Raw genomic sequence first — 24896 nt, 5'->3', positions numbered from 1 at the left:
CCGGTGGGGTGCTCGCGCGGGCCCGTGCCCTGTCGGGCGCCCGGCGCGGGCGGCTCGCCCTGGCCCTGCTGCTGGGCAGCCTCGCGCTGGGCAGTGCCGTCGGGCTCATGGCGACGTCCGGCTGGCTCATCTCCCGGGCCTCGGAGCAGCCGCCGGTGCTGTATCTGATGGTGGCGGTCACGGCCACGCGCGCCTTCGGCATCGGCCGCGCCGTGTTCCGCTACGCCGAGCGGCTCGTGTCGCACGACGCGGTGCTGCGGATGCTCGCCGACACCCGGGTGGCGGTGTACCGGCGCCTGGAGCGGCTGGCGCCGGCCGGGCTGCGCGGTGCACGGCGCGGTGACCTGCTCTCCCGGCTGGTCGCCGACGTGGACGCACTGCAGGACTACTGGCTGCGGTGGCTGCTCCCGGCCGGTGCGGCCGTCGTGGTCTCCGCCCTGTCGGTCGGCTTCACGGCCTGGCTGCTGCCCGAGGCCGGGGCCGTCCTGGCGGCCGGACTGCTGGCGGCGGGCGCCGGGGTGCCGCTCCTCACCGGAGCCGTCGCCCGGCGTGCGGAGCTGCGGCTGGCGCCCGCCCGCGGCGTGCTCGCGACCCGGGTGACCGATCTGCTGACCGGCACCGCGGAACTCACCGTCGCCGGTGCCCTGCCGGAGCAGACCACCGCGGCCCGGCGGGCCGACAACACCCTCACCCGGATCGCCTCGCGGGCCGCGACCGCCACCGCGCTGGGCGACGGACTCACGGCGCTGATCTCCGGCCTGACCGTCGCAGCGGCCGCCGTCGTCGGCGTGCAGGCGGTGGCCGACGGCCGCCTGGAGGGCGTGGCCCTGGCCGTCGTCGTGCTCACTCCGCTCGCCGCGTTCGAGGCCGTCCTCGGGATGCCGCTCGCCGTGCAGTACCGGCAGCGGGTGCGCAAGAGCGCCGAGCGCGTGCTCGACGTGCTGGACGCGCCGGTGCCGGTGCGTGAGCCGGAACAGCCGCGGCAGGCGCCCGCCTCGCCGTTCCCGCTCGTCGTGCGGGACCTGTCCGCCCGGTACGCGGGGCAGGACCGGGACGCCCTCAGCGGGCTCGACCTGACGCTGGAACAGGGCCGCCGCATCGCCGTGGTGGGCCCGTCCGGCTCCGGCAAGACGACCCTGGCGCAGGTGCTGCTGCGGTTCCTCGACGCCCGCGCGGGCGGCTACACGCTGGCCGGAGTGGACGCGTACGCGCTGGACGGCGACGACGTGCGGCGGCTGGTGGGGCTGTGCGCGCAGGACGCGCACCTCTTCGACAGCTCGCTGCGGGAGAACCTGCTGCTGGCGAAGCGGGACGCGACCGAGGAGGAACTGCGCGACGCCCTCGGCCGGGCCAGGTTGCTGGAGTGGACGCGGAGCCTGCCGGACGGACTCGACACCCTCGTCGGCGAGCACGGCGCACGGCTGTCCGGCGGCCAGCGCCAGCGCCTCGCCCTGGCCCGCGCGCTGCTCGCCGACTTCCCGGTCCTGGTGCTCGACGAGCCGGCCGAGCATCTCGACCTTCCGACGGGCGACGCGCTCACCGCCGACCTGCTGGCCGCCACCGAGGGGCGCACCACGCTGCTCATCACCCACCGGCTGGCCGGTCTTGAGGCGGTGGACGAGGTGATCGTGCTGGACGAGGGACGCGTGGTGCAGCGCGGGCCGTACGCGGAACTGGCCGGTGCGGACGGGCCGCTGCGCGGGATGGTGCGGCAGGAAGCGGAGGCGGACCTGCTGGTCGGCGTGCGGTAGGCCGGCCGGCGTCCGGGCAGGTCCCACCGCGCCCGATGCTGAGGGCGCGTCAACTCACCTGACGCGACGCTGCGCTGGACCATCCGGGGCGGGGCGTCCCCCAGGTGTACGACGTGAACAGGACCGGGTGGCCGGAGCGGGCGCAGGATCGCTGTCATGCGCCTCGTCCGCCGTCACCCGCTGCCCGCCGCCGTGCTGTTGTGCGCGCTGGCCGTCCTGGCCGCCCGGCCCGCCGACGGCGGCTACGTCGGTGGCGACGCGGGCGGTCACGTGCCCGGCCACGGCTCGGCGTCCGGTCTGGGCACGGAGGTCGTGCGGCTGTACGAGGAGGCCGAGGCGGCGACCAGGACGTACGAGCAGGGCCGGCGCGAGGCGGAGAAGCAGCGTGCCCAGGCGCAGCGGTTGGAGAAGCTGCTCGACCGCGAACGGCGCAGGACCGACGCCCTGAACGAGGACCTGGGCAGGATCGCGCGTTCGCAGTACCGCAGCGGCGGCGGCCTGCCGCTCACGGCGCACATGCTCCTCGCGGACAATCCGGAGGAGGTGATGCGGGGTCAGCGCGCCCTGTGGAAGGCCGACCTGGCGCTCGACAACGCGATCGAGAAGAGCGTGCGGGCGGAGAAGCGGCTGGCCCGGGACGAGCGGAAGGCCGCGGCGGCCTGGAGTCGGCTGGATCAGCGCAACAAGCAGCTCGCCGCGGTGAAGAGCGGGATCGAGCAGAAGCTGGAGGCCGCCCGCTGGAAGCTCCAGGGGCAGGCCGACGCCTCGGTCGCCGCGGGGGCCTGCCGCGGCGCGGTCCGGCTGGACCAGCCGGAGACCCGGTACGACAACCCCTGGGTGGCGCCGGTGGAGGCCTACGAGCTGTCCGCTTCGTACGGCAGCGGCGGGGCGCGGTGGGCGAACCGGCACACCGGACAGGACTTCGCCGTGCCGATCGGCACGCCGGTGCGGGCCGTGGGCGCGGGCCGGGTGGTCAAGGTGTCCTGCCACGGCGCCTTCGGCATCGAGATCGTGGTGGAGCACGCGGGCGGCTACTACACCCAGTACGCCCACCTGGCCGCCGCCGCGGTCGACCAGGGCGAGCGGGTCCGGACCGGCCAGTGGATCGGCCAGGCCGGCACCAGCGGCAACTCCACCGGCCCGCACCTGCATTTCGAGGTGCGGGTCACGCCCGAGATGGGGTCGGCGGTCGACCCGGTGCCGTGGCTGGCCCGGCGGAACGTGTCACTGCGGTGACCACCTGCCCGGCCGGCCGGCGGTCTCCTGCTCCGGACGCCGCCCGGGCATCGCCTAGTAGTGCTCCGCGAGGATCTGCTCGATCACCACGGCCACGCCGTCGTCGTTGTTGGCGACGGTGCGCCCCGACGCGGCGGCGAGGACGTCCGGGTGGGCGTTGCCCATCGCGTAGGAGCTGCCCGCCCAGGTCAGCATCTCGACGTCGTTGGGCATGTCGCCGAACGCGACGACCTCGTCGTGCGAGATGCCGCGCTCGGCGCAGCACAGGGCGAGGGTGCTGGCCTTGGACACCTCGGGACCGCTGATCTCCAGCAGGGCGCTGGGGCTGGAGCGGGTGACGTTGGCGCGGTCGCCGATCGCCAGCCGGGCCAGGGTGAGGAAGGCGTCCGGGTCGAGCGAGGGGTGGTGGGCGAGGATCTTGAGCACGGGTTCACCGGCGGTGTGGGCGTCCGGCGCCAGCAACTCCTCCGCCGGGGCCAGGGTGTCCGGGACCTCCATGTGCAACTTCGGGTACTGGGGCTCCTGGTGGAAGCCGTAGGTCTGCTCGACGGCGTACATCGTGCCCGGGGCGGCCTCGCGCAGTCGGCGCACGGCGTCCAGGGCGTTGTCCCGGGCCAGTTCGCGCACGGTGACGAAGCGGTGGGCGCCGGGGCCGCCGTGCAGGTCGACGACCGCCGCGCCGTTGCCGCAGATGGCGAGGCCGTGGCCGTGGACGTGGTCACTGACCACGTCCATCCAGCGGGCGGGGCGGCCGGTGACGAAGAAGACCTCGATACCGGCCTCCTCTGCGGCGGCCAGCGCGGCGACCGTGCGGGGGGACACGGACTTGTCGTCGCGCAGCAGGGTGCCGTCGAGGTCGGTGGCGATGAGCCGGGGCGGGGTGAGGGGGGAGGCCGGCGTCTCGGGCCGTCGGGTCGCTGAGGTCACGCGTCCATTGTCCCGCATATGCCCGCACGGTTGTGTGGCGCTCCGCACATCTGAGTGGCCACCGCTCCTGCCTGCAGCGTTCCCGGCCGAAGGTGCGCCGTACGACCCGGGCGGTACGCCCCCACCGTGCCCCGGGGCGGGTCCCCGGCCCGGGGCCGCGTCCGGCGGCCGGGCGGCTCGTCACCGCAGCTGCGCCGGGGCCTCCATGGCGATCCGCTCGAAGACCTTCTCGTCGGCGGCGAAGTCCGAGTCCGGGATGGGCCAGTGGATCACGAGCTCCGTGAAGCCCAGTTCGGCGTGCCGGCCGGCGAAGTCGACGAAGGCGTCGAGGGACTCGAGCGGCCGTCCGCGGTCCGGAGTGAATCCGGTGAGGAGGATCCGGTCGACGTCGTCGGGGTTCCGGCCCAGCTCGGCGCAGGCGTCGGCCAGTTTCTCCGCCTGTCCGCGCAGGGCCTGGACCGACTGCTCGGGTGTGCCGTTCTCGTACAGCCTCGGGTCGCCCGTGGTGACCCAGGCCTGTCCGTGCCGGGCGGCGAGCCGCAGTCCGCGGGGGCCGGTGGCGGCGACGGCGAAGGGCAGCCGGGGGCGCTGCACGCAGCCGGGGATGTTCCGTGCCTCGTGCGCCGCGTAGAAGTCGCCCTCGTACGACACGGAGTCCTCGGTCAGCAGCCGGTCGAGCAGCGGGACGAACTCGGCGAAGCGGTCCGCGCGCTCGCGGGGTGTCCACGGTTCCTGGCCCAGCGCGGTGGCGTCGAACCCGGTGCCGCCCGCTCCGATGCCGAGGGTGACGCGTCCGCCGGAGATGTCGTCGAGGGAGATGAGCTCCTTGGCGAGGGTCACCGGGTGCCGGAAGTTCGGCGAGGTCACCAGGGTGCCCAGCCGCATCCGGTCGGTGACGCCCGCGGCCGCGGTCAGCGTCGGGACGGCACCGAACCACGGGCCGTCCCGGAAGGTGCGCCAGGACAGGTGGTCGTAGGTGTACCCGGTGTGGAAGCCGAGTGCCTCGGCGCGCTCCCACGCCGAACGGCCGCCCTCGTGCCAACGGCGGTACGGGAGGATCACGGTGCTCAGGCGCAGACTCATGCCGCCGAGCCTATGCGCCGCCCGGTGTTTCACGTGAAACCCTCACGCGCCCGAGGGGGGCCGCCCTCCGGACACCGCACGCCCGTGGCCCGCGTGCCCCGCACCCGACCTCGCCACTCGCGCATCGCCCCCGGCACGCGGCCGCCGGGTCACCGCACCCGTTCGCTCAGCCACGGGGTCAGGACGAGCATCGGGATGAACTCCTTGTGCGTCCGGTCCCGGGGCATCGGCACGACGAGGAAGTAGCCCGGGGGGAAGCGCCGCGCCTTGACGTACGCCCGGTCCTCGAAGACGGAGCGGAGGAAGGCCGGTACCTCGTCGCGGGGGACGTCGGGGCATTCGACGTTCTCGACCTCGATCAGGGCGTCGTCCTCCGGGTACAGCCGCACGCGTACCCGGGGGCGACCGCCGAACTCGACGTGGGCCTCGTGGGGGAGGGAGCCGTCCGGGTCGGTCGTGACGCCGACCCCGGACGCGGTGCGGCGGGACGTCTGGTCGGCCCCGATGTCGTGGGAGACCTCGATCTCCCGCGCGTACTCGTCGGCGAGCGCGCGCAAGGCGGTCACCGCGGCTTCGGTGGTGGGCAGCTGGTCCATGCCGACGATCATGCCGTGTCGGATGTGTCCGGCGGAAACCGCAGGTACCGGGAGGGCACCGACGCCGTCAGCCACACGCCGTTCGCGCTGACCCGGAAGACGTGGCCGTCGGCGTGCAGGGCGCCGGCGTCCACCGTGAGGACCACCGGACGGCCGCGCCGGGCTCCGACCCGGGTCGCCGTCTCGCGGTCGGCCGAGAGGTGGACGTCGTGCCGGTTCATGGGCCGCAGGCCCTCGGAGCGGATCGCGTCCAGGAAGCGGGCGACGGTGCCGTGGTACAGGTACGGCGGCGGGGTGGCCGGCGGCAGTCCCAGGTCGATCTCGATGCTGTGGCCCTGACTGGCGCGGATCCGGGCGCCCTCGACGGCGAAGCGTCGCTTGTCGTCCGCGTCGACGACGTGGGCGAGCTCCTCCCGGGTGAACCGGAAGCCGTGGGCGGCGGCCGCCGCGATCAGGGTGTCGATCTCGGCCCAGCCACCCTCGTCGAGGGTGAGTCCGATTCGTTCCGGGTGGTGCCGCAGGTGTCTGGAGAGGTATTTCGACACCCTCATTCTGCGTTGTTCGTTCATGCGTTCAGACTGCCGGGCGTAACGCGGATCACGCGAAGGGTTTCGAAAGAGAGGTTTGATCCACAGCTCAGGGTAGTTATCCACAAGCAAAAGTGAGGATCCTGTGGACAGTCGCCGCCGTCAGAGCCGGGGCTTCACCCGCGCGATCCGCCGCAGGGCCCCCGGCATCCACCGCGACAGCGCGTACCCGCCCCGTGCCTCGGGGGTCACCGGCACCACCGCCTCGTCGTCCACCACCGCACGCAGGATCGCCCCGGCGACCTTCTCGGGCGGGTAATTGCGCAGCCCGTAGAGCCGCGCGGCCCGCTTCCGGAGCCGCTGTTCCTCCTCCTCCGCCACCCCCGCGAACCGCGCGGTGGACGTGATGGGGGTGTTGACCAATCCCGGGCAGATCGCCGTCACGCCGATGTCCCGGTCCGCCAGCTCCGCGCGCAGGCAGGCGCTCAGCATCAGCACCGCCGCCTTGGAGGTGCTGTAGGCGGGCAGGGACCGGGACGGCAGGAACGCCGCCGCCGAGGCGACGTTGACGATGTGGCCGCCCTGGCCCCGCTCGGCCATCTGCCGGCCGAAGAGGCGGCAGCCGTGGATGACGCCCCACAGGTTGACGTCGAGGACCCTTCTCCAGTCCTCCGCCGTGGTGTCCAGGAACGGGCCGCCGAGACCGACGCCGGCGTTGTTCACCAGCACGTCCACCACGCCGTACTCGGCGCCGACCCGCTCGGCGAACTTCTCCATGCCGCGCTCGTCGGAGACGTCCACCGTCTCCGCCCAGGCCCGCTGCGCGCCGCCCCGCCGGGCCTCCTCCGCGGTGCGCCGCGCCGACTCCGTGTCCCGGTCGGCCGCGATCACGCGCGCGCCCGCCGCGGCGAACGCCAGCGCGGTGGCCCGCCCGATGCCGCTGCCGGCCCCGGTGACGAGCACGAGCCGGCCGCCGAACCGGTCGGCGTACCGGCCCCGGGGCGCGGTCCGCGTCCTGCCCTCCTCCACCGACTCGACGAAGTCGGTGATCCAGGACGCCAGCTGGTCGGGACGGGTGCGCGGCACCCAGTGGCCGGTGGGCAGCGTCCGCCGGGTCAGGCGGGGCGCCCACTGCTCCAGTCCGTCGTAGAGGTGCTCCGAGAGGAAGCGGTCGCCCAGCGGTGTGATCAGCTGGACGGGCACGTGTGCGTAGGCGTCCGCGCGCGGCGCGCGCAGCCGGGGCCGGACGTTGTCCCGGTACAGCCAGGCGCCGTGGGCGGCGTCGGACGGCAGGGAGGGGGTCGGGTAGTCGCCGCCGGGCACCTTCTCGACGCGCCGCAGGATGCCCGGCCAGCGCTTGCCGAGGGGGCCGCGCCAGGCCAGTTCGGGCAGGACCGGGGTGTGCAGCAGGTAGATGTACCAGGACTTGGCGCCCTGGCCGAGCAGCTGGCCGATCCGGCGCGGAGTGGGCCGGGCCAGACGGCTGTTGATCCAGTGGCCGAAGTGGTCGAGGGACGGCCCGGACATCGAGGTGAAGGACGCGATGCGGCCCTCGGTGCGCCCGACGGTGGCGAACTCCCAGGACTGGACGGAACCCCAGTCGTGACCCACCAGGTGCACCGGGCGGTCCGGGCTGACCGCGTCCGCCACGGCCAGGAAGTCGTCGGTCAGTCTCTCCAGGGTGAAGCCGCCCCGCAGCGGCCGGGGTGCCGTGGACCGGCCGTGGCCCCGCACGTCGTACGCGACGACGTGGAAGTGTTCGGCGAGCCGGGTCGCGAGCCGCGACCACACCTCCTTGCTGTCGGGGTAGCCGTGCACCAGGACGACCGTGGGCCGTCCGGCATCCCCCAGCTCGGCCACGCACAACTCGACGTCACCCGCGTGCACCCGGCGCTCCCGCGCCCCGTCGATCCCCGTCATGACGGCGAATCTCGCAGTCGTTAGAGCATTCGTCAACAGCGCCTCCGGTACCTGCCGCCACGGCTCGGGTGCCCCACCCGGCCGCCGTATAGCCCTCAGGCAGGGCGTCCCCTACGGGCGCGTACGACTCCAGGGGGACACCAAGACGGCTCTCCGGTCTGACGACCGGGTTGCCGCGGGTCACTACCGTCTAGGACGTGACTGTGATCGCGACCAAAAGCCTGAGCAAGCGGTTCCCCCGGGTGACCGCGCTTGACCGGCTCTCCGTGGACGTCGGGCCCGGTGTGACCGGACTCGTCGGATCCAACGGGGCCGGCAAGTCCACACTGATCAAGATCCTGCTGGGTCTGTCCCCCGCCACGGAGGGCCGTGCCGAAGTGCTCGGCCTCGACGTCGCCACCAAGGGGTCGGCCATCCGTGAGCGGGTCGGCTACATGCCGGAGCACGACTGCCTGCCGCCGGACGTGTCGGCCACGGAGTTCGTCGTCCACATGGCCCGCATGTCCGGACTGCCGCCGACCGCCGCGCGCGAGCGCACCGCGGACACCCTGCGCCATGTCGGCCTCTACGAGGAGCGGTACCGCCCCATGGGCGGCTACTCGACCGGCATGAAGCAGCGCGTGAAGCTGGCGCAGGCCCTGGTGCACGACCCGCAGCTGGTGTTCCTGGACGAGCCGACCAACGGCCTCGACCCGGTCGGCCGCGACGAGATGCTCGGCCTGATCCGCCGCATCCACACCGACTTCGGCATCTCGGTCCTGGTCACCTCGCACCTGCTGGGCGAACTGGAACGCACCTGCGACCACGTCGTCATCGTGGACGGCGGACGCCTGCTGCGCTCCAGCTCCACCACGGACTTCACCCAGTCCACCACCACCCTCGCCATCGAGGTCACCGACACCGACGAGCACCCGGACGGCACGCGCGCGGTGCGCGACGCCCTCCTCGCGCGCGGGGTGACCGTCCAGGACGGCAGCGGGCTGCCGGGCGCCGGACACGTGCTGCTGCTCACCGCGCGCGGCGAGGAGACGTACGACCTGGTCCGCGACGTCATCGCCGGCCTCGGTCTCGGCCTGGTGCGCATGGAGCAGCGCCGCCACCACATCGCCGAGGTCTTCCAGAACAGCGACGACGAGACGCGGAAGGAGGCGGTCGGCCATGGCAGCTGAGCACTCCGTGCAGACACCCGCCACCGCATCGGGTGACACCCGTATCCACAACATCGGCTACCGCTCCTACGACGGCCCCCGTCTCGGCCGTTCGTACGCGCGGCTCTCGCTGTACTCGCAGTCGCTGCGCGGCTCCTACGGCCTCGGCCGGTCGGTGAAGTCCAAGGTGCTGCCGATGCTGCTGTTCGTGGTGATGTGCGTGCCGGCCGCCATCATGGTGGCGGTCGCCGTCGCCACCAAGGCCAACGACCTGCCGGTCGAGTACACCCGCTACGCGGTCATCATGCAGGCCGTCATCAGCCTGTACGTGGCCTCGCAGGCACCCCAGTCCGTTTCGCGCGACCTGCGCTTCAAGACCGTGCCGCTGTACTTCTCGCGGCCGATCGAGACCGCCGACTACGTGCGGGCCAAGTACGCCGCGCTGGCCTCCGCGCTGTTCATCCTCACCGCCGCCCCGCTGCTGGTGCTGTACATCGGCGCGCTGCTCGCCAAGCTGGACTTCGCCGACCAGACCAAGGAATTCGCACAGGGACTGGTCTCCGTGGCACTGCTCTCACTGCTGTTCGCCGGCATCGGCCTGGTCATCGCGTCGGTCACCCCGCGCCGCGGCTTCGGCATCGCCGCCGTGATCGCCGTCCTGACCATCTCCTACGGGGCGGTCTCCACCCTCCAGGCGATCGCCGACTACCAGGGCAGCAGCAGCGCCACCGTCGCCTGGATCGGCCTGTTCTCCCCGATCACCGTCCTCGACGGCGTGCAGTCCGCCTTCCTGGGCGCCACGTCCACCTTCCCGGGCGGCACCGGACCCGGCACCGGAGAGGGCGTGGTGTACGTCGTCTTCGCCCTGGGCCTGATCGCCGCCTGCTACGGGCTCCTGGTGCGCCGCTACAAGAAGGTGGGAATGTGACCCCGCCCAGCCCGTCGCCCGCCATCACCCTTTCAAGGAATGGGCTGCGTCCATGAGCACTCTTTCCATCGACCACGTCTCGCGCTGGTTCGGCAACGTGGTCGCCGTCAACGACATCACCATGACCATCGGCCCGGGTGTCACCGGCCTGCTCGGCCCCAACGGCGCCGGGAAGTCCACCCTCATCAACATGATGGGCGGCTTCCTCGCCCCGTCCACCGGCACCGTCACCCTCGACGGGCAGCCGGTGTGGCGCAACGAGCAGATCTACCGGCACATCGGCGTCGTGCCCGAGCGCGAGGCGATGTACGACTTCCTCACCGGCCGGGAGTTCGTCCTCGCCAACGCGGAACTGCACGGCCTGGGCGCGCAGGCGGCGCAGAAGGCCCTCGCCACGGTCGAGATGGAGTACGCGCAGGACCGCAAGATCGCCACGTACTCCAAGGGCATGCGACAGCGCGTGAAGATGGCCTCCGCGTTGGTGCACGACCCGTCCCTGCTCCTGCTGGACGAGCCCTTCAACGGCATGGACCCGCGCCAGCGGATGCAGCTGATGGACCTGCTGCGGCGGATGGGCGACGAGGGCCGCACGGTGCTGTTCTCCTCCCACATCCTCGAGGAGGTCGAGCAGCTCGCCTGGCACATCGAGGTCGTCGTCGCCGGACGGCACGCGGCCAGCGGCGACTTCCGCAAGATCCGGCGCCTGATGACGGACCGGCCGCACCGCTACCTGGTGCGCTCCAGCGACGACCGGGCGCTGGCCGCCGCGCTGATCGCCGACCCGTCCACGTCCGGCATCGAGGTCGACCACAGCGAGGGCGCGCTGCGCATCCAGGCCGTCGACTTCGGCCGGTTCACGGCCCTGCTGCCCCGGGTCGCCAAGGAGCACGGCATCCGCCTGCTCACGGTCTCGCCGTCGGACGAGTCCCTCGAGTCCGTGTTCTCGTACCTGGTCGCGGCGTAGGAGGCCCTGATGTACGACCCCACTGTCGCCCGGCTCACCTACCGTGCGCTGCTCGGCCGGCGCCGGGCCCTCATCCTCGGTGCCCTGCCGCTGCTGCTCATCGTGATCTCCCTGGCGGTGCGCGCACTCGCCGGTGTCGACGACCAGACGGCCGCCGACGTGCTCGGCGGGCTCGCGCTCGCCACCATGGTGCCGATCATCGGTGTCATCGCGGGCACGGGCGCCATCGGGCCCGAGATCGACGACGGCTCGGTGGTGTACCTGCTGTCGAAGCCGATCAAGCGGCCCACCATCATCTTCACCAAGCTGATCGTCGCGATCGCCGTCACCATGGTCTTCTCGGCCGTGCCCACGCTGATCGCGGGATTCATCCTCAACGGCAACGGCCAGCAGATCGCCGTCGCCTACACGGTGGCGGCGCTGGTCGCCTCCATCGCCTACGCGGCGATGTTCCTGCTGCTGGGCACCGTCTCGCGGCACGCCGTGGTGTTCGGTCTGGTCTACGCGCTCGTCTGGGAGGCGCTGTTCGGTTCCCTGGTGTCCGGCGCGCGCACCCTCAGCGTCCAGCAGTGGTCGCTGGCCGTCGCCGAGAAGGTCAACGACGGCACCCTGGTCACCTCGGACGTCGGCCTGACCACCGCGACCGTCCTGCTGGTCGTGGTCACCGTGCTGGCCACCTGGTTCGCGGGCCAGAAGCTGCGCGCGCTGACGCTGGCCGGGGAGGAGTGACCGTCCGGGACAGCCGTCCCTGACCGGTCCGCGACGGCGGGCGGTACGTCCTGGCAGACGCCGGACGCACCGCCCGCCGCGCGTTCACCGGGCGCGGGCCGGTGAAGGCGCCCGCCCGGTTTATTCGGTGGCGTCCGACCTGTCCGCCGGGGCAGAGTAGGGGTGTCCGCAACGCCGGGAAGGTCCGGTGTCATGGTCCGGGAGAGGAGCGGGACGATGCCACTGCACGGCAGGACGTCCGGCTCCCTTCGGGGCAGCCCGCGGCGGATTCCGGAGTAGCCCCACGCTCCGTCGAGTCCGCCCCGCACGCGGGAGCTGCCCGGGGCGGCCGCTTCGAGCACGCGCCCGCACAGCGCGTGGGCCGCCCACCCGGGGGATTGGCCGAGAGGCAAGGCACCGGCTCGGCCGGGCCGGAACCGTCGTTCCGGTCACCGGTGAGCCGCGGTCGGGCGCGAGCCCGCGCACGTTCGATCCGTGCATCCTCCGCGAGACGCCGGACGCCCGGCGTGATCAGCCCAGCAGACGCTCCAGGACCAGCGCGATCCCGTCCTCCTCGTTGGAGGACGTCACCTCGTCGGCCACCGCCCGCAGCTCCGGGTGGGCGTTGGCCATCGCCACGCCGTGCGCGGCCCAGCCGAACATCGGGACGTCGTTCGGCATGTCGCCGAAGGCGATCGTCCCGGCGGCCTTCACGCCCAGGCGGCGGGCCGCCAGCGACAGCCCGGTGGCCTTGGACAGCCCGAGGGGCAGCAGTTCGACGATGCCCTCGCCCGCCATGGTGACGGTGACGAACCCGCCCGCGGTGCGGGCGGCCACGTCGGCGAGCTCGTCCGAGGTCAGGGACGGGTGCTGGATGTACAGCTTGTTCAGGGGTGCCGTCCACAGGTCGGACGCGTCCGTGAACGGGGTGGCGGGCAGTCCGCCCACGACCTCGTACCCGGGCCCGACCAGCACCTCGCCGTCCAGGCCGTCACGGCTCGCCGCCAGGTGCAGCGGGCCGGTCTCCGCCTCGATCTTGGCGAGCGCCACCCCGGCCAGCTGCCGGTCCAGCGTCACCGACGTCAGCAGCCGGTGCTCGCCCGCGTCGTACACCTGGGCGCCCTGACCGCACACGGCGAGGCCCCGGTAGCCGAGGTCGTCGAGTATCGGCCGGGTCCAGGGGACCGCGCGCCCGGTGACGACGATGTGGGCGGCACCCGCCGCGGTGGCGGCGGCGAGTGCGTCCCGGGTGCGCTGCGACACCGAGTGGTCGTCACGCAGCAGCGTGCCGTCGAGGTCGGTGGCGACGAGCCGGTACGGGAAGGGCGATGCTGCGGTACTCACTTGGCGACCGGCTCCAGCAGTTCACGGCCGCCCAGGTAGGGGCGCAGCACCTCGGGCACGCGCACCGACCCGTCGGCCTGCTGGTGGTTCTCCAGGATCGCCACGATGGTGCGCGGTACGGCGCACAGGGTGCCGTTGAGCGTGGCGAGCGGGCGCACCTTCTTGTCCTCACGGACCCGGATCTGCAGGCGCCGGGACTGGAACTCCGTGCAGTCCGAGGTGGAGGTCAGCTCGCGGTACTTGCCCTGGGTCGGGATCCACGCCTCGCAGTCGTACTTGCGTGCCGCGGAGGAGCCCAGGTCGGCCGAGGCGACGTCGATCACGCGGAACGGCAGCTCCAGCGACGTCAGCCACTGCTTCTCCCACTCCAGCAGCCGCTGGTGCTCCGCCTGCGACTCCTCGGGGGTGACGTAGGAGAACATCTCGACCTTGTCGAACTGGTGCACGCGGAAGATGCCGCGCGTGTCCTTGCCGTGCGAGCCGGCCTCGCGGCGGAAGCAGGGCGAGAAGCCCGCGTAGCGCAGCGGCAGGCGGTCCGCCTCGATGATCTCGTCCATGTGGTACGCGGCGAGGGGCACCTCGGACGTGCCGACCAGGTAGAGGTCGTCCTTGTCGAGGTGGTACACGTCCTGGGCGGCCTGGCCGAGGAAGCCGGTGCCCGCCATCGACTGGGGGCGGACCAGGGCCGGGGTGAGCATCGGGGTGAAGCCGGCGGCGGTGGCCTGCGCGATCGCCGCGTTGACCAGCGCCAGCTCGAGCAGGGCGCCGACACCGGTCAGGAAGTAGAAGCGGGATCCGGAGACCTTCGCGCCGCGCTCGACGTCGATGGCGCCGAGGATCTGGCCGAGTTCCAGGTGGTCCTTGGGCTCGAAGCCCTCGGCGCCGAAGTCGCGGACGGTGCCGTGCGTCTCCAGCGTGACGAAGTCCTCCTCGCCGCCGACGGGGACGTCGGGGTGGACGAGGTTGCTGAGCTGCAGCAGGAGTTCCTGGGTCTCGGCGTCGGCGGCGTCCCGTTCGGCGTCGGCGGCCTTCACCGCGGCGGCGAGCTCGCCCGCCTTCTTCAGCAGCTCGGCCTTCTCGTCACCGGACGCCTTGGGGATCAGCTTGCCGAGTGCCTTCTGTTCGGCGCGCAGCTCGTCGAAGCGGACGCCGGACGACCTGCGCCGTTCGTCGGCGGACAGGAGGGAGTCGACGAGGGCGACGTCCTCTCCACGGGCGCGCTGCGACGCACGCACACGGTCGGGGTCCTCACGGAGCAGGCGAAGGTCAATCACGCGGTCAAGGCTACCGGTGTGCGGTGACGGGCCACGACCCACTATTGCGACCGGGGTGGCTTACGTTCCGTTATTGGCGAATTGCGCCTTGTGTTCCTCGCGGTCAATGAGGGTGATCGGTTCCCCGGAACGGGTCAGGCGAGGGTGTGGTGATTGACTGGATTCCCTTGCGGGGCAGGGGACTTGGGAGTTGCTTGTCCACAGAGGTCGCCGCTGCGGGGAAAGTTATCCACAGGGTGTGGGGAAGATCTGTGGACATTGGAATTGATCACTCCGAAAGGCTCGGCCGGCGTCGAGGATTCCCGGTCCGACCTCGCTTTATCCCCACTTTCGAGTGGAAAGGCGTCACCTCAAAGGGTTGACGCAGGGAAAAGAGTGGACGAAGGGTGATGTGCCGCCAGGTGGCAGCGATCATGGCTAGAAGGGCGATTTGTCGACCGTACGGCACCTTGGTGTCGACTTGTCCCCAGGTCGAGAAGCGGACCTGTGGATAACTCCTGTGGATGGCGAAGATCAGCAGGTAGGACCGACGGCCGACGCCCTGGGGCCCCATCCGTCACACGCGTACCGGCTCTCAGAACGGGGTCTCAGAACCGGCCGTCCTGGCAGCGCGCCACCCAGTCCGCCGCCGCCACGAACTCCTCGTCCGACGTCCCCGGAAGCGAGGGATGCGATCCCGGTCCGGCGTCGGCCCGCGGGTAGGAGCCGAGGAAGCGCACCTGGAGGCAGATCCGCTTGAGGCCCATCAGCGCCTCGGCGACCCTCCGGTCGGAGATGTGGCCCTCGGCGTCGATGCAGAAGCAGTAGTTGCCGATGCCGGCGCCGGTCGGCCGGGACTGCAGCAGCATCAGGTTGATGCCCCGCGTGGCGAACTCGCCCAGCAGATCGCGCAGTCCGCCGGGGTGGTCGTCCCGCTGCCACAGCACCACGGAGGTCTTGTCGGCACCCGTGGGGGCCGCGGGCCGTGCGGGGCGGCCCACCAGCACGAACCGGGTCTGGGCGTTCTCCGCGTCGTGGATCCCGGTCTCCAGCGGCTCGAGCCCGTACCGGGCCGCCGCGAACTCCCCGGCGAAGGCGGCGTCGTACCGGCCCTCCTGGACCAGCCGCGCCCCGTCCGCGTTCGAGGCGGCCGACTCCCAGTGCACGTCCGGCAGGTGCGCCTTCATCCAGTTGCGGACCTGCGGCTGGGCCGCCGGATGCGCGGTGACCGTCTTGATGTCCGACATCTTGGTGCCGGGGCGGACCAGCAGGGCGAAGGTGATCGACAGCAGCACCTCGCGGTAGATCATCAGCGGGCTGCCCGCGACCAGCTCGTCGAGGGTGGTGGTGATGCCGCCCTCGACGGAGTTCTCGATCGGCACGAACGCGGCCTCCGCCTCGCCCGCGCGGACGGCGTCGAGCGCGGACTGCACGGACACGTACGGGACGAGCTCCCGGGTGGCCGTCTCCGGGAGGGTGCGCAGGGCGACTTCGGTGAAGGTGCCCTCGGGGCCGAGATACGCGTAGCTCGCTGGCATGTCTTCACCCTAATGGGCCCGCCCCCGTGTACCGCCCGGATGTGCCCCGAGGAGTGACAGCGGCCGGGTTTCACCCCTCCAGGAGCCGCTGGCCGACATACTCGCCCTCCGCCGCACCGCCCGGCACCGCGTACAGGCCGCTGGCCTCGTGCCGGATGTACGGCGTCAGGGCGTCGCCGCGGTCCAGCTTGCGCTGCACCGGCACGAAGCCGCGCAGCGGGTCCGCCTGCCAGCAGATGAACAGCAGACCCGCGTCCGGCACCCCGTCGGCGTCGATGCCGTCGTGGTACGAGAACGGGCGCCGGAGCATCGCGGCGCCGCCGTTCTGGTCGGGGCGGGTGATGCGCGCGTGCGCGTTGAAGGGGACGACCAGGTTGCCCCGGGAGTCGGTCTTCTCCAGGTCCATGGGGGACGTCTCGGTGCCCCCCGACAGCGGCGCCCCGTCCGACTTGCGGCGCCCGATGACCGCCTCCTGCTCCTTGACCGGCAGCTTCTCCCAGTCGTCCAGGAGCATGCGGATGCGGCGGACGACGGCGTAGGAGCCGTTCGCCATCCAGGCGGGTTCGCCCTTGTCCGGCACGAAGATCCGCTGGTCGAAGTCGGCGTCGGCGGGCTTGGGATTGCGGGTCCCGTCGATCTGGCCCATCAGGTTGCGGGCCGTCATGGGGCGCGCGGTGGCGCCCGGGGACCGGTTGAAGCCGTTCATCTGCCAGCGCACCCGCGCCGCCGATCCCGCGTCCTTCTGGATCGCCCGCAGGGCGTGGAAGGCGACCAGGGCGTCGTCGGCCCCGATCTGCACCCACAGGTCGCCGTTGCTGCGCTTCTTGTCCAGCTGGTCGGAGGAGAAGTCGGGCAGCGGATCCAGGGCCACGGGGCGCTGCTTCTCCAGGCCGGTGCGTCCGAAGAAGCTGTGCCCGAACCCGAAGGTCAGCGTCAGCGACGAGGGGCCGGCGTCACGCGCGACGCCGGTGTCGCCCTGCCCGCTCGGCTCACCCGCCATCAGACGCCGGGCCGTGTCGGACCAGCGGCGCAGCAGGGCCGCCGCCTCCTTGCGCCCGGCGCCGGGGGCCAGGTCGAAGGCGACGAGATGGCCCCGCGCGTGCAGCCCCTCGACGATGCCGGGCTGATGTTTCCCGTGAAACATCACCCGGCGTTCGCCCACCGAGGCGAGCGGGGTGGCCGCTCCGGCGGGCGCCGACGCGTATCCCACGGCGCCGCCCGCCGCGCCGAACACGATCCCGGTGGCGCCCGCGGTGCCGAGCAGGCGGCGCCGGGAGATGCCGTCGGGGGCAGGGCGGGCGGTGTCCGCCGCCTCGGGTGCCTCCGGGGTACGGGTCTCGGGAAGGGACTGGTCGGGCATGGTCGTTCAGCCGATCTGCGCGTTCTTGGAGACGGTCACCTGGTCGATGTCGGAGGTGCGCACGGTCACCTCGATCTTCCAGTCGCCGGCGAGCGGGATCTGCACCCCGCTCGCCGACCAGTGTCCGGCGGTGATGCGGTCGGGTGCCACGGGCAGCGGTCCGACGTCCTTGGCGGCGAGGGTGAAGGCGATCTGCACCTCGGGGATGTCGAAGGGCGTGCCGTCGGTGCGCTCCACGTACACGTGGACGGCGTTGTTGCCCACGCGCGCGGGGTCGAGGTCGACCGTGACGACGCCCTTGCCCTTCTCGCCGCCGGTGTCGAACGGCATGTTCAGGGTCACCGCCCCCGAACCCTGGCCGGTGGCGGCCTCGGCGGAGTCCGACACCGAGGCGGCCGCTCTCGCCTCCTGCTCGGTCCGGCCCGGCTCGGTCTGGGTCAGCGCGGTGGTGACGGCGAGCAGGACGACGGCGACGGCCGCCTCGGCGAGCACGGAGCGGCGCAGCCCGAACCGGTTCGGGTCGGCGTCGCGCACCCGCTTCTGCCGGGCGCTCTCCACGGCGGCCCGCTGCCGGGCGAGCTGGGCGGCCCGCACGGCGTCCGTCCCGCTGCCGTCCGTGGCCTTCTCCCCGTCGGTCGCGGGCTCGTCGGTCGCGGACCCATCGGATGCGGCCCCATCGATTGCGGGCTCGTCGGCCGCGGCCCCATCGGCTGCGGGCTCGTCGACTGCGGGCTCGTCGGCCGGGGGCCCGTCCGCCTCGGCTGCCGTCCTCGCCGGTGTCCCGGTCTTCGCCCCGGCCGTGGCCTCGGCCTTCACGGCGGTCGTCGAGCCGGCCTTCCCGACCTCTCCGGTGGTCCCGGCGTCGGCCTCCGTGGCGGACGCGGCGCCCGCCGTCTGCTTCTCCGCGCGTGCGGCAGGCACCCGGGTCGCTGCCGTCGCCGTCACCGTCGCCGTCGGCTCCGCGAGGCGTGCTGTCCAGCGCCGGGAGAGGGCGGCGATCCCGACCAGCACCGCCACCAGCACGATCTTGGCGAGCAGCAACTGCCCGTACCGGGTGTCGGTGAACGCCGACCAGGAGCCGAGCTGCCGCCAGCTCTGGTAGATCCCGGTCAGGACGAGCGCGATCACGCTGCCGAAGGCGATCCGGGAGAACCGCCGGACGGCCTCCGGGCCGACCGGGGTGTCCGCGGGCGCCCGGTAGAGCGCGACGAGCAGGGTGGTGAGTCCGCCCAGCCACGCGGCGACCGCCAGCAGGTGGAGCACGTCGACGGGCATGGCGATGCCCGTCTGGATTCCGGTGGAGGCGTGCTCGGACAGGGCCCAGGTCGCCGCGAGACCGGCCGCCACCACGGTGCCGCCGATCGCCAGACCGAAGGTGAGGTCCCGCTTCCGCTCCTCGCCCCCGTCACCCGGAGCGGCACCGCTGCCGGTCCTGTCGGTGCCGTCCCCGTCGGTCTCGGCGTCGTCGTCGGCCGCGGGACGGGCGTAGGCACCGAACAGCACGGCGATGAACAGCGCCGCGGCCGCGAGCAGCAGCAGCCGGGAGACCAGGGCCGCACCCGTCTTGGTCTGCAGCACCTGCCCGAGCAGCGACAGGTCGAAGACGTCGCCGAAGGCCCCCGACGTGGTGTAGGAACCCCGCAGCAGCAGCATGCCCAGGGTGGACGCGGTGAGCGCGAGCCACCCGGAGACCACCAGCCGCTGCACCGCCCGCACCGACGACCCGCGCCCCCAGCAGGCGAGCACGAACGCGGCCCCGCCGACCAGGACCACGAACCCGGCGTACGCCAGGTAGCGCCCGAAGCCGTACAGCAGGCCGACCAGGCCCTCGTCCGGCGCCTGGCCCGAGACGGACACCGTGGTCTCGGAGGGCGCGCCGACGGAGAAGCTGAAGGCCCCGGCGACGGGATGGCTGTCCGCCGACACGACCTGGTACGTCACGGTGTACGTGCCGTCGGGCAGCCCGCTGTGCAGGCGCACGGTGTACGTGGTGCCGTCGGGGTTGTCCGGGTCGCCCCGGTCGACGCGCTTGCCCTTCGGGTCGAGCACGCGCAGGGCGTCGTCACTGATCGCGACGGGCTCGGAGAAGGTGAGCGACACCTGGGCCGGGGCCTTGTCGACCACCGTCCCCTGCTGGGGATCGCTGCCCGTCAGCGCGGCGTGCGCGGAGACGGGAGCGGCCCCGGCGAGCAGCGCGCCGGTGACGGCCAGCAACAGCAGCACCAGGATCCGGACGCGGGGCGCGATGGTCTGGGTCACGGGGGTGTCTCCCTCAGTGTCCGTGCTTCGGCGTGTGGGTGGCGGCCTTCACCGGAATCTCGACCGTGACGGGGTCGGACTGGGCGAACCGGAGTTCCACGGCGACCTTCTGGCCTTCCTTCGGCTTCCGCTTCAGCTCCTCGAACATCAGGTGGTTGCCGCCGCTCTCCAGGACGAGGCGGCCGTTCGCCGGGATGTCGAGGCCGTCCACCTCCCGCATGGACCCGTCGACGGTCTCGTGCACGGTCACCGAACCGGCGACGTCACTGTCCACGGACGTCAGCCGGTCGGCCGCGCCGCCCTTGTTGGTGATGACGAGGAACCCGGCCGCCATGTCCGACACGGGCTGCGGCATGTACGCGGAGCCGACGGACAGGTCGGGCGTGCCGCCGGCGTCCTTCCCGCCGGACTCGGAGCCGCCGCAACCGGTCAGGACCAGCGCTCCCGCGACGGCGAGGGCCGCGCCCGCGACACGCCTCACGGTGCCTCACCCTTGATGATCTCGGGGAGGTCCTGGGTGTAGTCCTCGACGGTGGCGTCCTCGCCGTAGAGCAGGTAGCCGCCGTCGGTCTTCGGGGAGAACGCGACGACCTGCGTGCCGTGGTCGGAGACCGTCTTGCCCTGGTCGTCCTTGCGCGGCGGGTTGATGGTGATGCCCAGGGTGCGCGCGCCGGCCTGGATGGTGGAGAAGTCCCCGGTCAGGCCGACGACTTGGGAGTCGATGCCCTTGAGCCACTTGCCCAGCGCGGGGGCGGTGTCCCGCTCGGGGTCGGTGGTGACGAACACGATCCGCAGCTGGTCCTGCTGCTCCTTGGAGAGCTGCTTCTTGGCCACGGCGATGTTGTTCATCGTCAGCGGGCAGACGTCGGGGCAGTGCGTGTAGCCGAAGTAGATCAGCGTCGGCTTGCCCGCGGTCTCCTTGCGGAAGTCGTACTCCTTGCCGTTCGTGTCGGTGAGGACGAGGTCGGGCTTCTCGAACGGCTTGTCGAGGAGGGTGGCCGCCTTCTCGGCAGCGGCGTCCTCGGAGACCACGGCGACCGGGTTGCCGCTGTTGTCGTCGTTGGCGCCGCAGGCGGAGAGGGTCAGGCAGGCGGCGGCGAGCAGGGCCGCCGCGGCGAAGGTGTTCTTGCGCATGAGATTCGGTGTCCCGGTGGTGAGTGCTCCGGCGGGCGCCGGGAGGCCGCACTGCCGTGGGCCTCCCGGCGCCCGCCGTCGGATGGGCGGGCTCAGGCGGTGCGCCTGCGCCCGGCGAGTACGCCGTAGGCGACGCCGACGGCGCCGACCACGATGCCGACGACACCCAGCACACGGGCCGTGGTGTCCGAGCCGGCGGAGCTGTCGGAGCCGGAGGCGGCGGACGCCTCGGAGGACGCGTTCTTCGCCGAACCGGCGTCGTCGGCGGCCTTGTCGTCCGACGCGCCGTGGTGGCCGTCACCGGACGCCTCCGACAGGGTCAGGACGGGAGCCGGGTGGTCGGGCTCGTCCTGACCCTTCTGCGGCACCTCGATCCAGCGGACGACCTCCTTGTTGGAGTACGTCTGCAGGGCCTTGAAGACGAGGTCGTCGGCGTTCTCGGGCAGGGTGCCGACGGACACCGGGAACTTCTGGAAGAAGCCCGGCTCGATGCCGTCGCCGTCGGCGGTCCAGGTGACCTTGGTGACGGCCTCGTCGATCTTCTTGCCGTGCATCTCCAGGGGCTTGTCCAGCTTGGACTTGGTGACCTTCACGTCCCAGCCGGCGACCGGCTGGGGCATCACCGAGGCCAGCGGGTGCTCGGTCGGGAAGGTCACCTCCACCTTGGTGGTGGAGGCGTTGTCACGCTCGTTGGGCACCTTGAAGTTGACGACCGCGTAGCCGCCCTTCGCGGCCTCGCCCTCGGGCTGCACGCTGACGTGCGCGGCCGCGGGGGCGGCCAGGGCGAGAACGGCGACACCGGCGACGGCGCCGGCGGTGGTGAGTCGGGAAGCCTTCATGGCAGAAGCACTCCGCTTCGTTGGGTTTCGCTGACGGTGAGGGATACGCGTGCCGGGCGCGTGCCGCTCCTCGGGGAGGACGGCCCGGCGCCGCACACGCGTGAACGGACCGCACGCGCGTGTGTGCCGCACGCGGACGCCCGTCCCTCACCGCGGACCGGGCACCGCGGGTCCGGCGGCCCGGGGACGGGTCCGGAGGAACCGGAAACCGTGGACCGGGTGACGCCCTGGGACCGTTGGCGGTCGCGGAGGGGGGAATCGGGTCGTGACGCGTCAGACGGCGAGCGCGTACGTGGTGCCGGCGGCGGGCGGGCCGCGGCGGATCACCGTGTGCTGGAGTGCGGTGGTGTGAGGCACGGGCGGCGCGAGCAGCGCGGTCCGCGGCGGGCGGGGGGCCGCCTCCGGCGCCCCCGGCAGCCCCGCGAGCAGGGCCCGCACCAGAGCCAGTGCCGCCCGGAGCCCGCGCACGAGCGCGCGCTCGGCGACCCCGTGGGCCGACAGCTCGGTCAGCCGCAGCAGGGACAGGTCCCCGCGGCGCAGCACCCAGCCCGTGGCGACCGCCGCGAGAAGGTGCACCAGGAGCATCGGCAGAGACGGCAGCAGCGACATCGAGGTGCCCGCGGCCGAGGCCATGGCGTCCCCCGGGGCGTGGCCCGCGTGCGTGCCTCCCGCGCCGGGCGGGATCCGCGCGTCCGTGAGGATCTGCTGGGCCTGCGCGGGACTGATCGCGGCGGCCGTGGTCCCGCACACCAATCGGGCGGCCTGGGCGATCAGGGAGGCGTCGGAGGCCGCGGAGGCCGCCGCCCCGGTCGGTGCGCCGGCCGCGCCGTGCTGCCCGAGACCGAACAGCGTGTGCAGCACGGTCTGGCAGACCGCCAGCAGGGCGGTGATGGCCGGCACGGAACGCGCCCGCCCGGAGAGCGGCACCGCGACCGCGGCCGTGGCGAGGAAGCCCGCGGCGAGCGTCCACAGCGGGACGGCCTCGTGGGCTGCGAGTGTGTGACCTGCCCCGGCCAGCACGACACAGACCGCGGCGAACACCGCGGCCCGCAGGACCCGGAGGCCTCGTCCGGTGCGCGCCGTGCGCGGGTGGGGGGCAGTCATGGCGGCCTCATCATCGCACTGGCCCCATGGCCCCCGTACGGCAGGTCCGCAAGATGCGCTACGACCGGAAGATCACCTCTGCCACGGCGCGTCCCACATACACCGATCGCATCCCCGGCACACCCGCCATATGGGCGGTATCACGCCGACGGCGCGCTTACGAGTGGGTACTCAGGGCAATACGTAACGGTATGTCGAGCCGCGGCCGGGAGGCTGGAGCATGAGCATCTGGTGGTCACTCCATCTGCGGCGCGACGCTGCGAGCGTTCCCCTCGCCCGGCGCCTGCTGCTCGGCGCGATGGAGACCGCGGGCGTCGACCCCGACATCTCCTACGACCTGTCCGTCGCCCTCAGCGAGGCCTGCGCGAACGCCGTCGAGCACGGCGGGGACGGCACCAGGGACGACATGTCGCAGGCCTACCGGGTGACCGCCTACCTCGACGGCGAGAAGTGCCGCATCGAGGTGGCCGACACGGGGCCCGGCTTTCCCGCCGCCCACGGCGGCCGCTCCCGCACCCCGGCCCGTCCGGCCCCGTCGGACGCGGAGCACGGGCGCGGCCTGTGCCTCATCCGCGAACTCGCCGACCACGTGCACATCGGCAGCACACCGGGCCGCGGCGGTGCGGTGGTGAGCTTCGACAAGATCCTCAAGTGGCGGAAGGACGCCCCGCTCGTCGCCGTGTAGGGCAGGCCGACGGGCCCCACGGGGAGTCCGACCCGGCGGAACGCCCGCGGACACGCGGGAACGGCCGGACACGTGTGTGTCCGGCCGTTCGTCGCGGGCCTGCCGCGCGGTCAGCCCTTCAGACCGGCCATCCAGCGCTCGACCTCGTCCGACCGGCGGGGCAGCGCGGCGGAGAGGTTCCGGTTGCCGTCCTCGGTGACGAGGATGTCGTCCTCGATGCGGACGCCGATGCCGCGGTACTCCTCGGGCAGCGTGAGGTCGTCGGCCTGGAAGTACAGTCCGGGTTCGACGGTGAGCACCATGCCCGGCTCGAGGGTGCCGTCCACGTAGGTCTCGGTGCGCGCGGCGGCGCAGTCGTGGACGTCCATGCCGAGCATGTGACCGGTGCCGTGCAGGGTCCAGCGGCGCTGCAGGCCCAGCTCCAGCACCCGCTCCACCGGTCCCTCGACCAGGCCCCACTCGACGAGCCGCTCGGTGAGCACGCGCTGCGCGGCGTCGTGGAAGTCCCGGTACTTGGCGCCCGGCTTCACGGCCGCGATGCCGGCCTCCTGGGCGTCGTACACGGCGTCGTAGATCTTCTTCTGCAGCTCGCTGTAGCGGCCGTTGATCGGCAGGGTGCGCGTGACGTCGGCCGTGTAGTACGTGTGCGTCTCCACGCCCGCGTCGAGCAGCAGCAGGTCGCCGGAGCGGACGGGGCCGTCGTTGCGCACCCAGTGCAGGGTGGTGGCGTGCGGGCCGGCGGCGCAGATGGAGCCGTAGCCGATGTCGTTGCCCTCCACGCGGGCGCGCAGGAAGAACGTGCCCTCGATGTAGCGCTCGGAGGTGGCCTCCGCCTTGTCGAGGACCTTCACGACGTCCTCGAAGCCCCGCACCGTGGAGTCGACGGCCTTCTGCAGCTCGCCGATCTCGAAGTCGTCCTTGACCAGCCGCATCTCGGAGAGGAAGACCCGCAGCTCCTCGTCGCGCTCGGCGGTGACCTTGTCGGTCAGGGCCGCCTCGATCCCGGCGTCGTGTCCGCGCACGACCCGGACCGGGCCGGTGGCCTCGCGCAGCGCGCCGGCCAGTTCCCGGACGTCGGAGGCGGGGATGCCGTACAGCTGCTCGGCCTCGCCGAGCGAGTGGCGGCGGCCGACCCACAGCTCGCCCTGGCCGTCCAGCCAGAACTCGCCGTTCTCCCGGTTGGAGCGCGGCAGGAGGTAGAGCGTCGCCCGGTGGCCGTCGGCGGTGGGCTCCATGACGAGGACGCCGTCCTCGGTCTGGTTGCCGGTGAGGTAGGCGTACTCGACGGAGGCGCGGAAGGCGTAGTCGGTGTCGTTGGAGCGGGTCTTTAGGTTGCCCGCGGGGACGACCAGGCGCTCGCCGGGGAAGCGGGCGGACAGCGCGGCGCGCCGGGCGGCGGTCTCGGCGGCCTGGGGGATCGGCTCCAGGTCGCGCAGTTCCGTGTCGGCCCAGCCGCTGCGCATGCTCTCGGCCAGCTCGTCGGACACACCCGGGTACAGGCCGTTCTTGCGCTGCTTGACGGGCTCCTCTTCGGCAGTCTCCGGGCCGGCGGTCTCCGGGGTCTCCGGGAGCTCTTCTGCCACGGCGGTCAT

22 protein-coding genes and 1 tRNA gene are annotated in these 24896 nt (G+C 72.6%); 8 read left to right on the top strand and 15 right to left on the bottom strand.

Annotated features, from left to right (window positions below; all coding sequences use genetic code 11):
* The coding region (gene cydC / locus G3I53_RS19035; RefSeq protein WP_164438579.1) for a thiol reductant ABC exporter subunit CydC at positions 1–1751 on the top strand (1751 nt) is incomplete at its 5' end.
* A gap of 156 nt (positions 1752–1907) precedes the next feature.
* The gene (locus tag G3I53_RS19030; RefSeq protein ID WP_164336938.1) at positions 1908–2987 is read left to right on the top strand and encodes a M23 family metallopeptidase; all 1080 of its coding nucleotides are present in this window, start codon (positions 1908–1910) and stop codon (positions 2985–2987) included.
* Positions 2988–3041: 54 nt separating this feature from the next.
* On the opposite strand, the gene G3I53_RS19025 is transcribed toward G3I53_RS19030, so the two are convergent.
* The 5 genes from G3I53_RS19025 to G3I53_RS19005 form a co-directional block, all read right to left on the bottom strand.
* Positions 3042–3932 (bottom strand): Cof-type HAD-IIB family hydrolase, encoded by an 891-nt coding sequence (locus G3I53_RS19025; protein ID WP_203592264.1) that lies wholly within the window; start codon positions 3930–3932, stop codon positions 3042–3044.
* 162 nt (positions 3933–4094) lie between these two features.
* Complete coding sequence (locus tag G3I53_RS19020) at positions 4095–4997, bottom strand: LLM class flavin-dependent oxidoreductase (protein ID WP_164336942.1); 903 nt, start codon at positions 4995–4997, stop codon at positions 4095–4097.
* Positions 4998–5146: 149 nt separating this feature from the next.
* Positions 5147–5605, bottom strand: a complete 459-nt coding sequence (locus G3I53_RS19015; RefSeq protein WP_164336944.1) for a hypothetical protein — start codon at positions 5603–5605, stop codon at positions 5147–5149.
* Positions 5602–6162 (bottom strand): RNA 2'-phosphotransferase, encoded by a 561-nt coding sequence (locus tag G3I53_RS19010; RefSeq protein WP_164336946.1) that lies wholly within the window; start codon positions 6160–6162, stop codon positions 5602–5604. Before G3I53_RS19010 ends, G3I53_RS19015 begins: the two co-directional genes overlap by 4 nt.
* Positions 6163–6282: 120 nt before the next feature.
* Positions 6283–8040: an SDR family oxidoreductase gene (locus G3I53_RS19005; protein WP_164438578.1), complete on the bottom strand. Its 1758-nt coding sequence runs from the start codon at positions 8038–8040 to the stop codon at positions 6283–6285.
* Between the two features lie 203 nt (positions 8041–8243).
* On the opposite strand from G3I53_RS19005, the gene G3I53_RS19000 reads away from it, so the two are divergent.
* The 5 genes from G3I53_RS19000 to G3I53_RS18980 all read left to right on the top strand — a co-directional run bounded on the left by G3I53_RS19000 (position 8244) and on the right by G3I53_RS18980 (position 12295).
* Complete coding sequence (locus G3I53_RS19000) at positions 8244–9209, top strand: ABC transporter ATP-binding protein (RefSeq protein WP_164338500.1); 966 nt, start codon at positions 8244–8246, stop codon at positions 9207–9209.
* Positions 9199–10116, top strand: a complete 918-nt coding sequence (locus G3I53_RS18995; protein WP_164338498.1) for an ABC transporter permease — start codon at positions 9199–9201, stop codon at positions 10114–10116. Before G3I53_RS19000 ends, G3I53_RS18995 begins: the two co-directional genes overlap by 11 nt.
* 52 nt (positions 10117–10168) lie before the next feature.
* Positions 10169–11080 carry an ABC transporter ATP-binding protein gene (locus G3I53_RS18990; protein WP_164338497.1) on the top strand — a complete coding sequence of 304 codons (912 nt, stop codon included), beginning with the start codon at positions 10169–10171 and terminating at the stop codon, positions 11078–11080.
* A gap of 9 nt (positions 11081–11089) precedes the next feature.
* The gene (locus G3I53_RS18985) at positions 11090–11809 is read left to right on the top strand and encodes an ABC transporter permease (protein ID WP_164338496.1); all 720 of its coding nucleotides are present in this window, start codon (positions 11090–11092) and stop codon (positions 11807–11809) included.
* 371 nt (positions 11810–12180) lie between these two features.
* Positions 12181–12295, top strand: a tRNA-OTHER gene (locus G3I53_RS18980).
* Positions 12296–12319: 24 nt separating this feature from the next.
* On the opposite strand, the gene G3I53_RS18975 is transcribed toward G3I53_RS18980, so the two are convergent.
* From G3I53_RS18975 to G3I53_RS18935, 9 genes are all read right to left on the bottom strand, one after another.
* A complete protein-coding gene (locus G3I53_RS18975; protein WP_164338495.1) occupies positions 12320–13132 on the bottom strand; it encodes an HAD family hydrolase in 813 nt (270 codons plus the stop codon).
* The gene (serS, locus tag G3I53_RS18970; RefSeq protein ID WP_164338494.1) at positions 13129–14406 is read right to left on the bottom strand and encodes a serine--tRNA ligase; all 1278 of its coding nucleotides are present in this window, start codon (positions 14404–14406) and stop codon (positions 13129–13131) included. Before serS ends, G3I53_RS18975 begins: the two co-directional genes overlap by 4 nt.
* Before the next feature lie 587 nt (positions 14407–14993).
* Positions 14994–15923 carry a prephenate dehydratase gene (pheA, locus tag G3I53_RS18965; RefSeq protein WP_164338493.1) on the bottom strand — a complete coding sequence of 310 codons (930 nt, stop codon included), beginning with the start codon at positions 15921–15923 and terminating at the stop codon, positions 14994–14996.
* A gap of 70 nt (positions 15924–15993) precedes the next feature.
* Complete coding sequence (gene efeB / locus G3I53_RS18960; RefSeq protein ID WP_164338492.1) at positions 15994–17283, bottom strand: iron uptake transporter deferrochelatase/peroxidase subunit; 1290 nt, start codon at positions 17281–17283, stop codon at positions 15994–15996.
* A gap of 6 nt (positions 17284–17289) precedes the next feature.
* Positions 17290–19542 (bottom strand): copper resistance protein CopC, encoded by a 2253-nt coding sequence (locus G3I53_RS18955; protein ID WP_164438577.1) that lies wholly within the window; start codon positions 19540–19542, stop codon positions 17290–17292.
* A gap of 13 nt (positions 19543–19555) precedes the next feature.
* The gene (locus G3I53_RS18950; protein ID WP_164337851.1) at positions 19556–20023 is read right to left on the bottom strand and encodes a copper chaperone PCu(A)C; all 468 of its coding nucleotides are present in this window, start codon (positions 20021–20023) and stop codon (positions 19556–19558) included.
* Complete coding sequence (locus G3I53_RS18945) at positions 20020–20676, bottom strand: SCO family protein (protein WP_164337852.1); 657 nt, start codon at positions 20674–20676, stop codon at positions 20020–20022. Before G3I53_RS18945 ends, G3I53_RS18950 begins: the two co-directional genes overlap by 4 nt.
* A gap of 92 nt (positions 20677–20768) precedes the next feature.
* A complete protein-coding gene (locus tag G3I53_RS18940) occupies positions 20769–21515 on the bottom strand; it encodes a YcnI family protein (protein ID WP_164337853.1) in 747 nt (248 codons plus the stop codon).
* Between the two features lie 273 nt (positions 21516–21788).
* The gene (locus G3I53_RS18935; protein ID WP_164438576.1) at positions 21789–22619 is read right to left on the bottom strand and encodes a hypothetical protein; all 831 of its coding nucleotides are present in this window, start codon (positions 22617–22619) and stop codon (positions 21789–21791) included.
* 220 nt (positions 22620–22839) lie between these two features.
* Here G3I53_RS18935 and G3I53_RS18930 point away from each other — a divergent pair, with 220 nt between their 5' ends.
* Positions 22840–23304: an ATP-binding protein gene (locus G3I53_RS18930; RefSeq protein ID WP_164332717.1), complete on the top strand. Its 465-nt coding sequence runs from the start codon at positions 22840–22842 to the stop codon at positions 23302–23304.
* A 110-nt stretch (positions 23305–23414) separates the two neighbouring features.
* On the opposite strand, the gene G3I53_RS18925 is transcribed toward G3I53_RS18930, so the two are convergent.
* Positions 23415–24887 (bottom strand): aminopeptidase P family protein, encoded by a 1473-nt coding sequence (locus tag G3I53_RS18925; protein ID WP_343240648.1) that lies wholly within the window; start codon positions 24885–24887, stop codon positions 23415–23417.
* Between the last annotated feature and the right edge of the window lie 9 nt (positions 24888–24896).

Source organism: Streptomyces sp. SID14436 (assembly GCF_010548465.1).
GTDB lineage: Bacteria > Actinomycetota > Actinomycetes > Streptomycetales > Streptomycetaceae > Streptomyces.
This window is presented reverse-complemented; position numbering and strand designations above follow the sequence as displayed.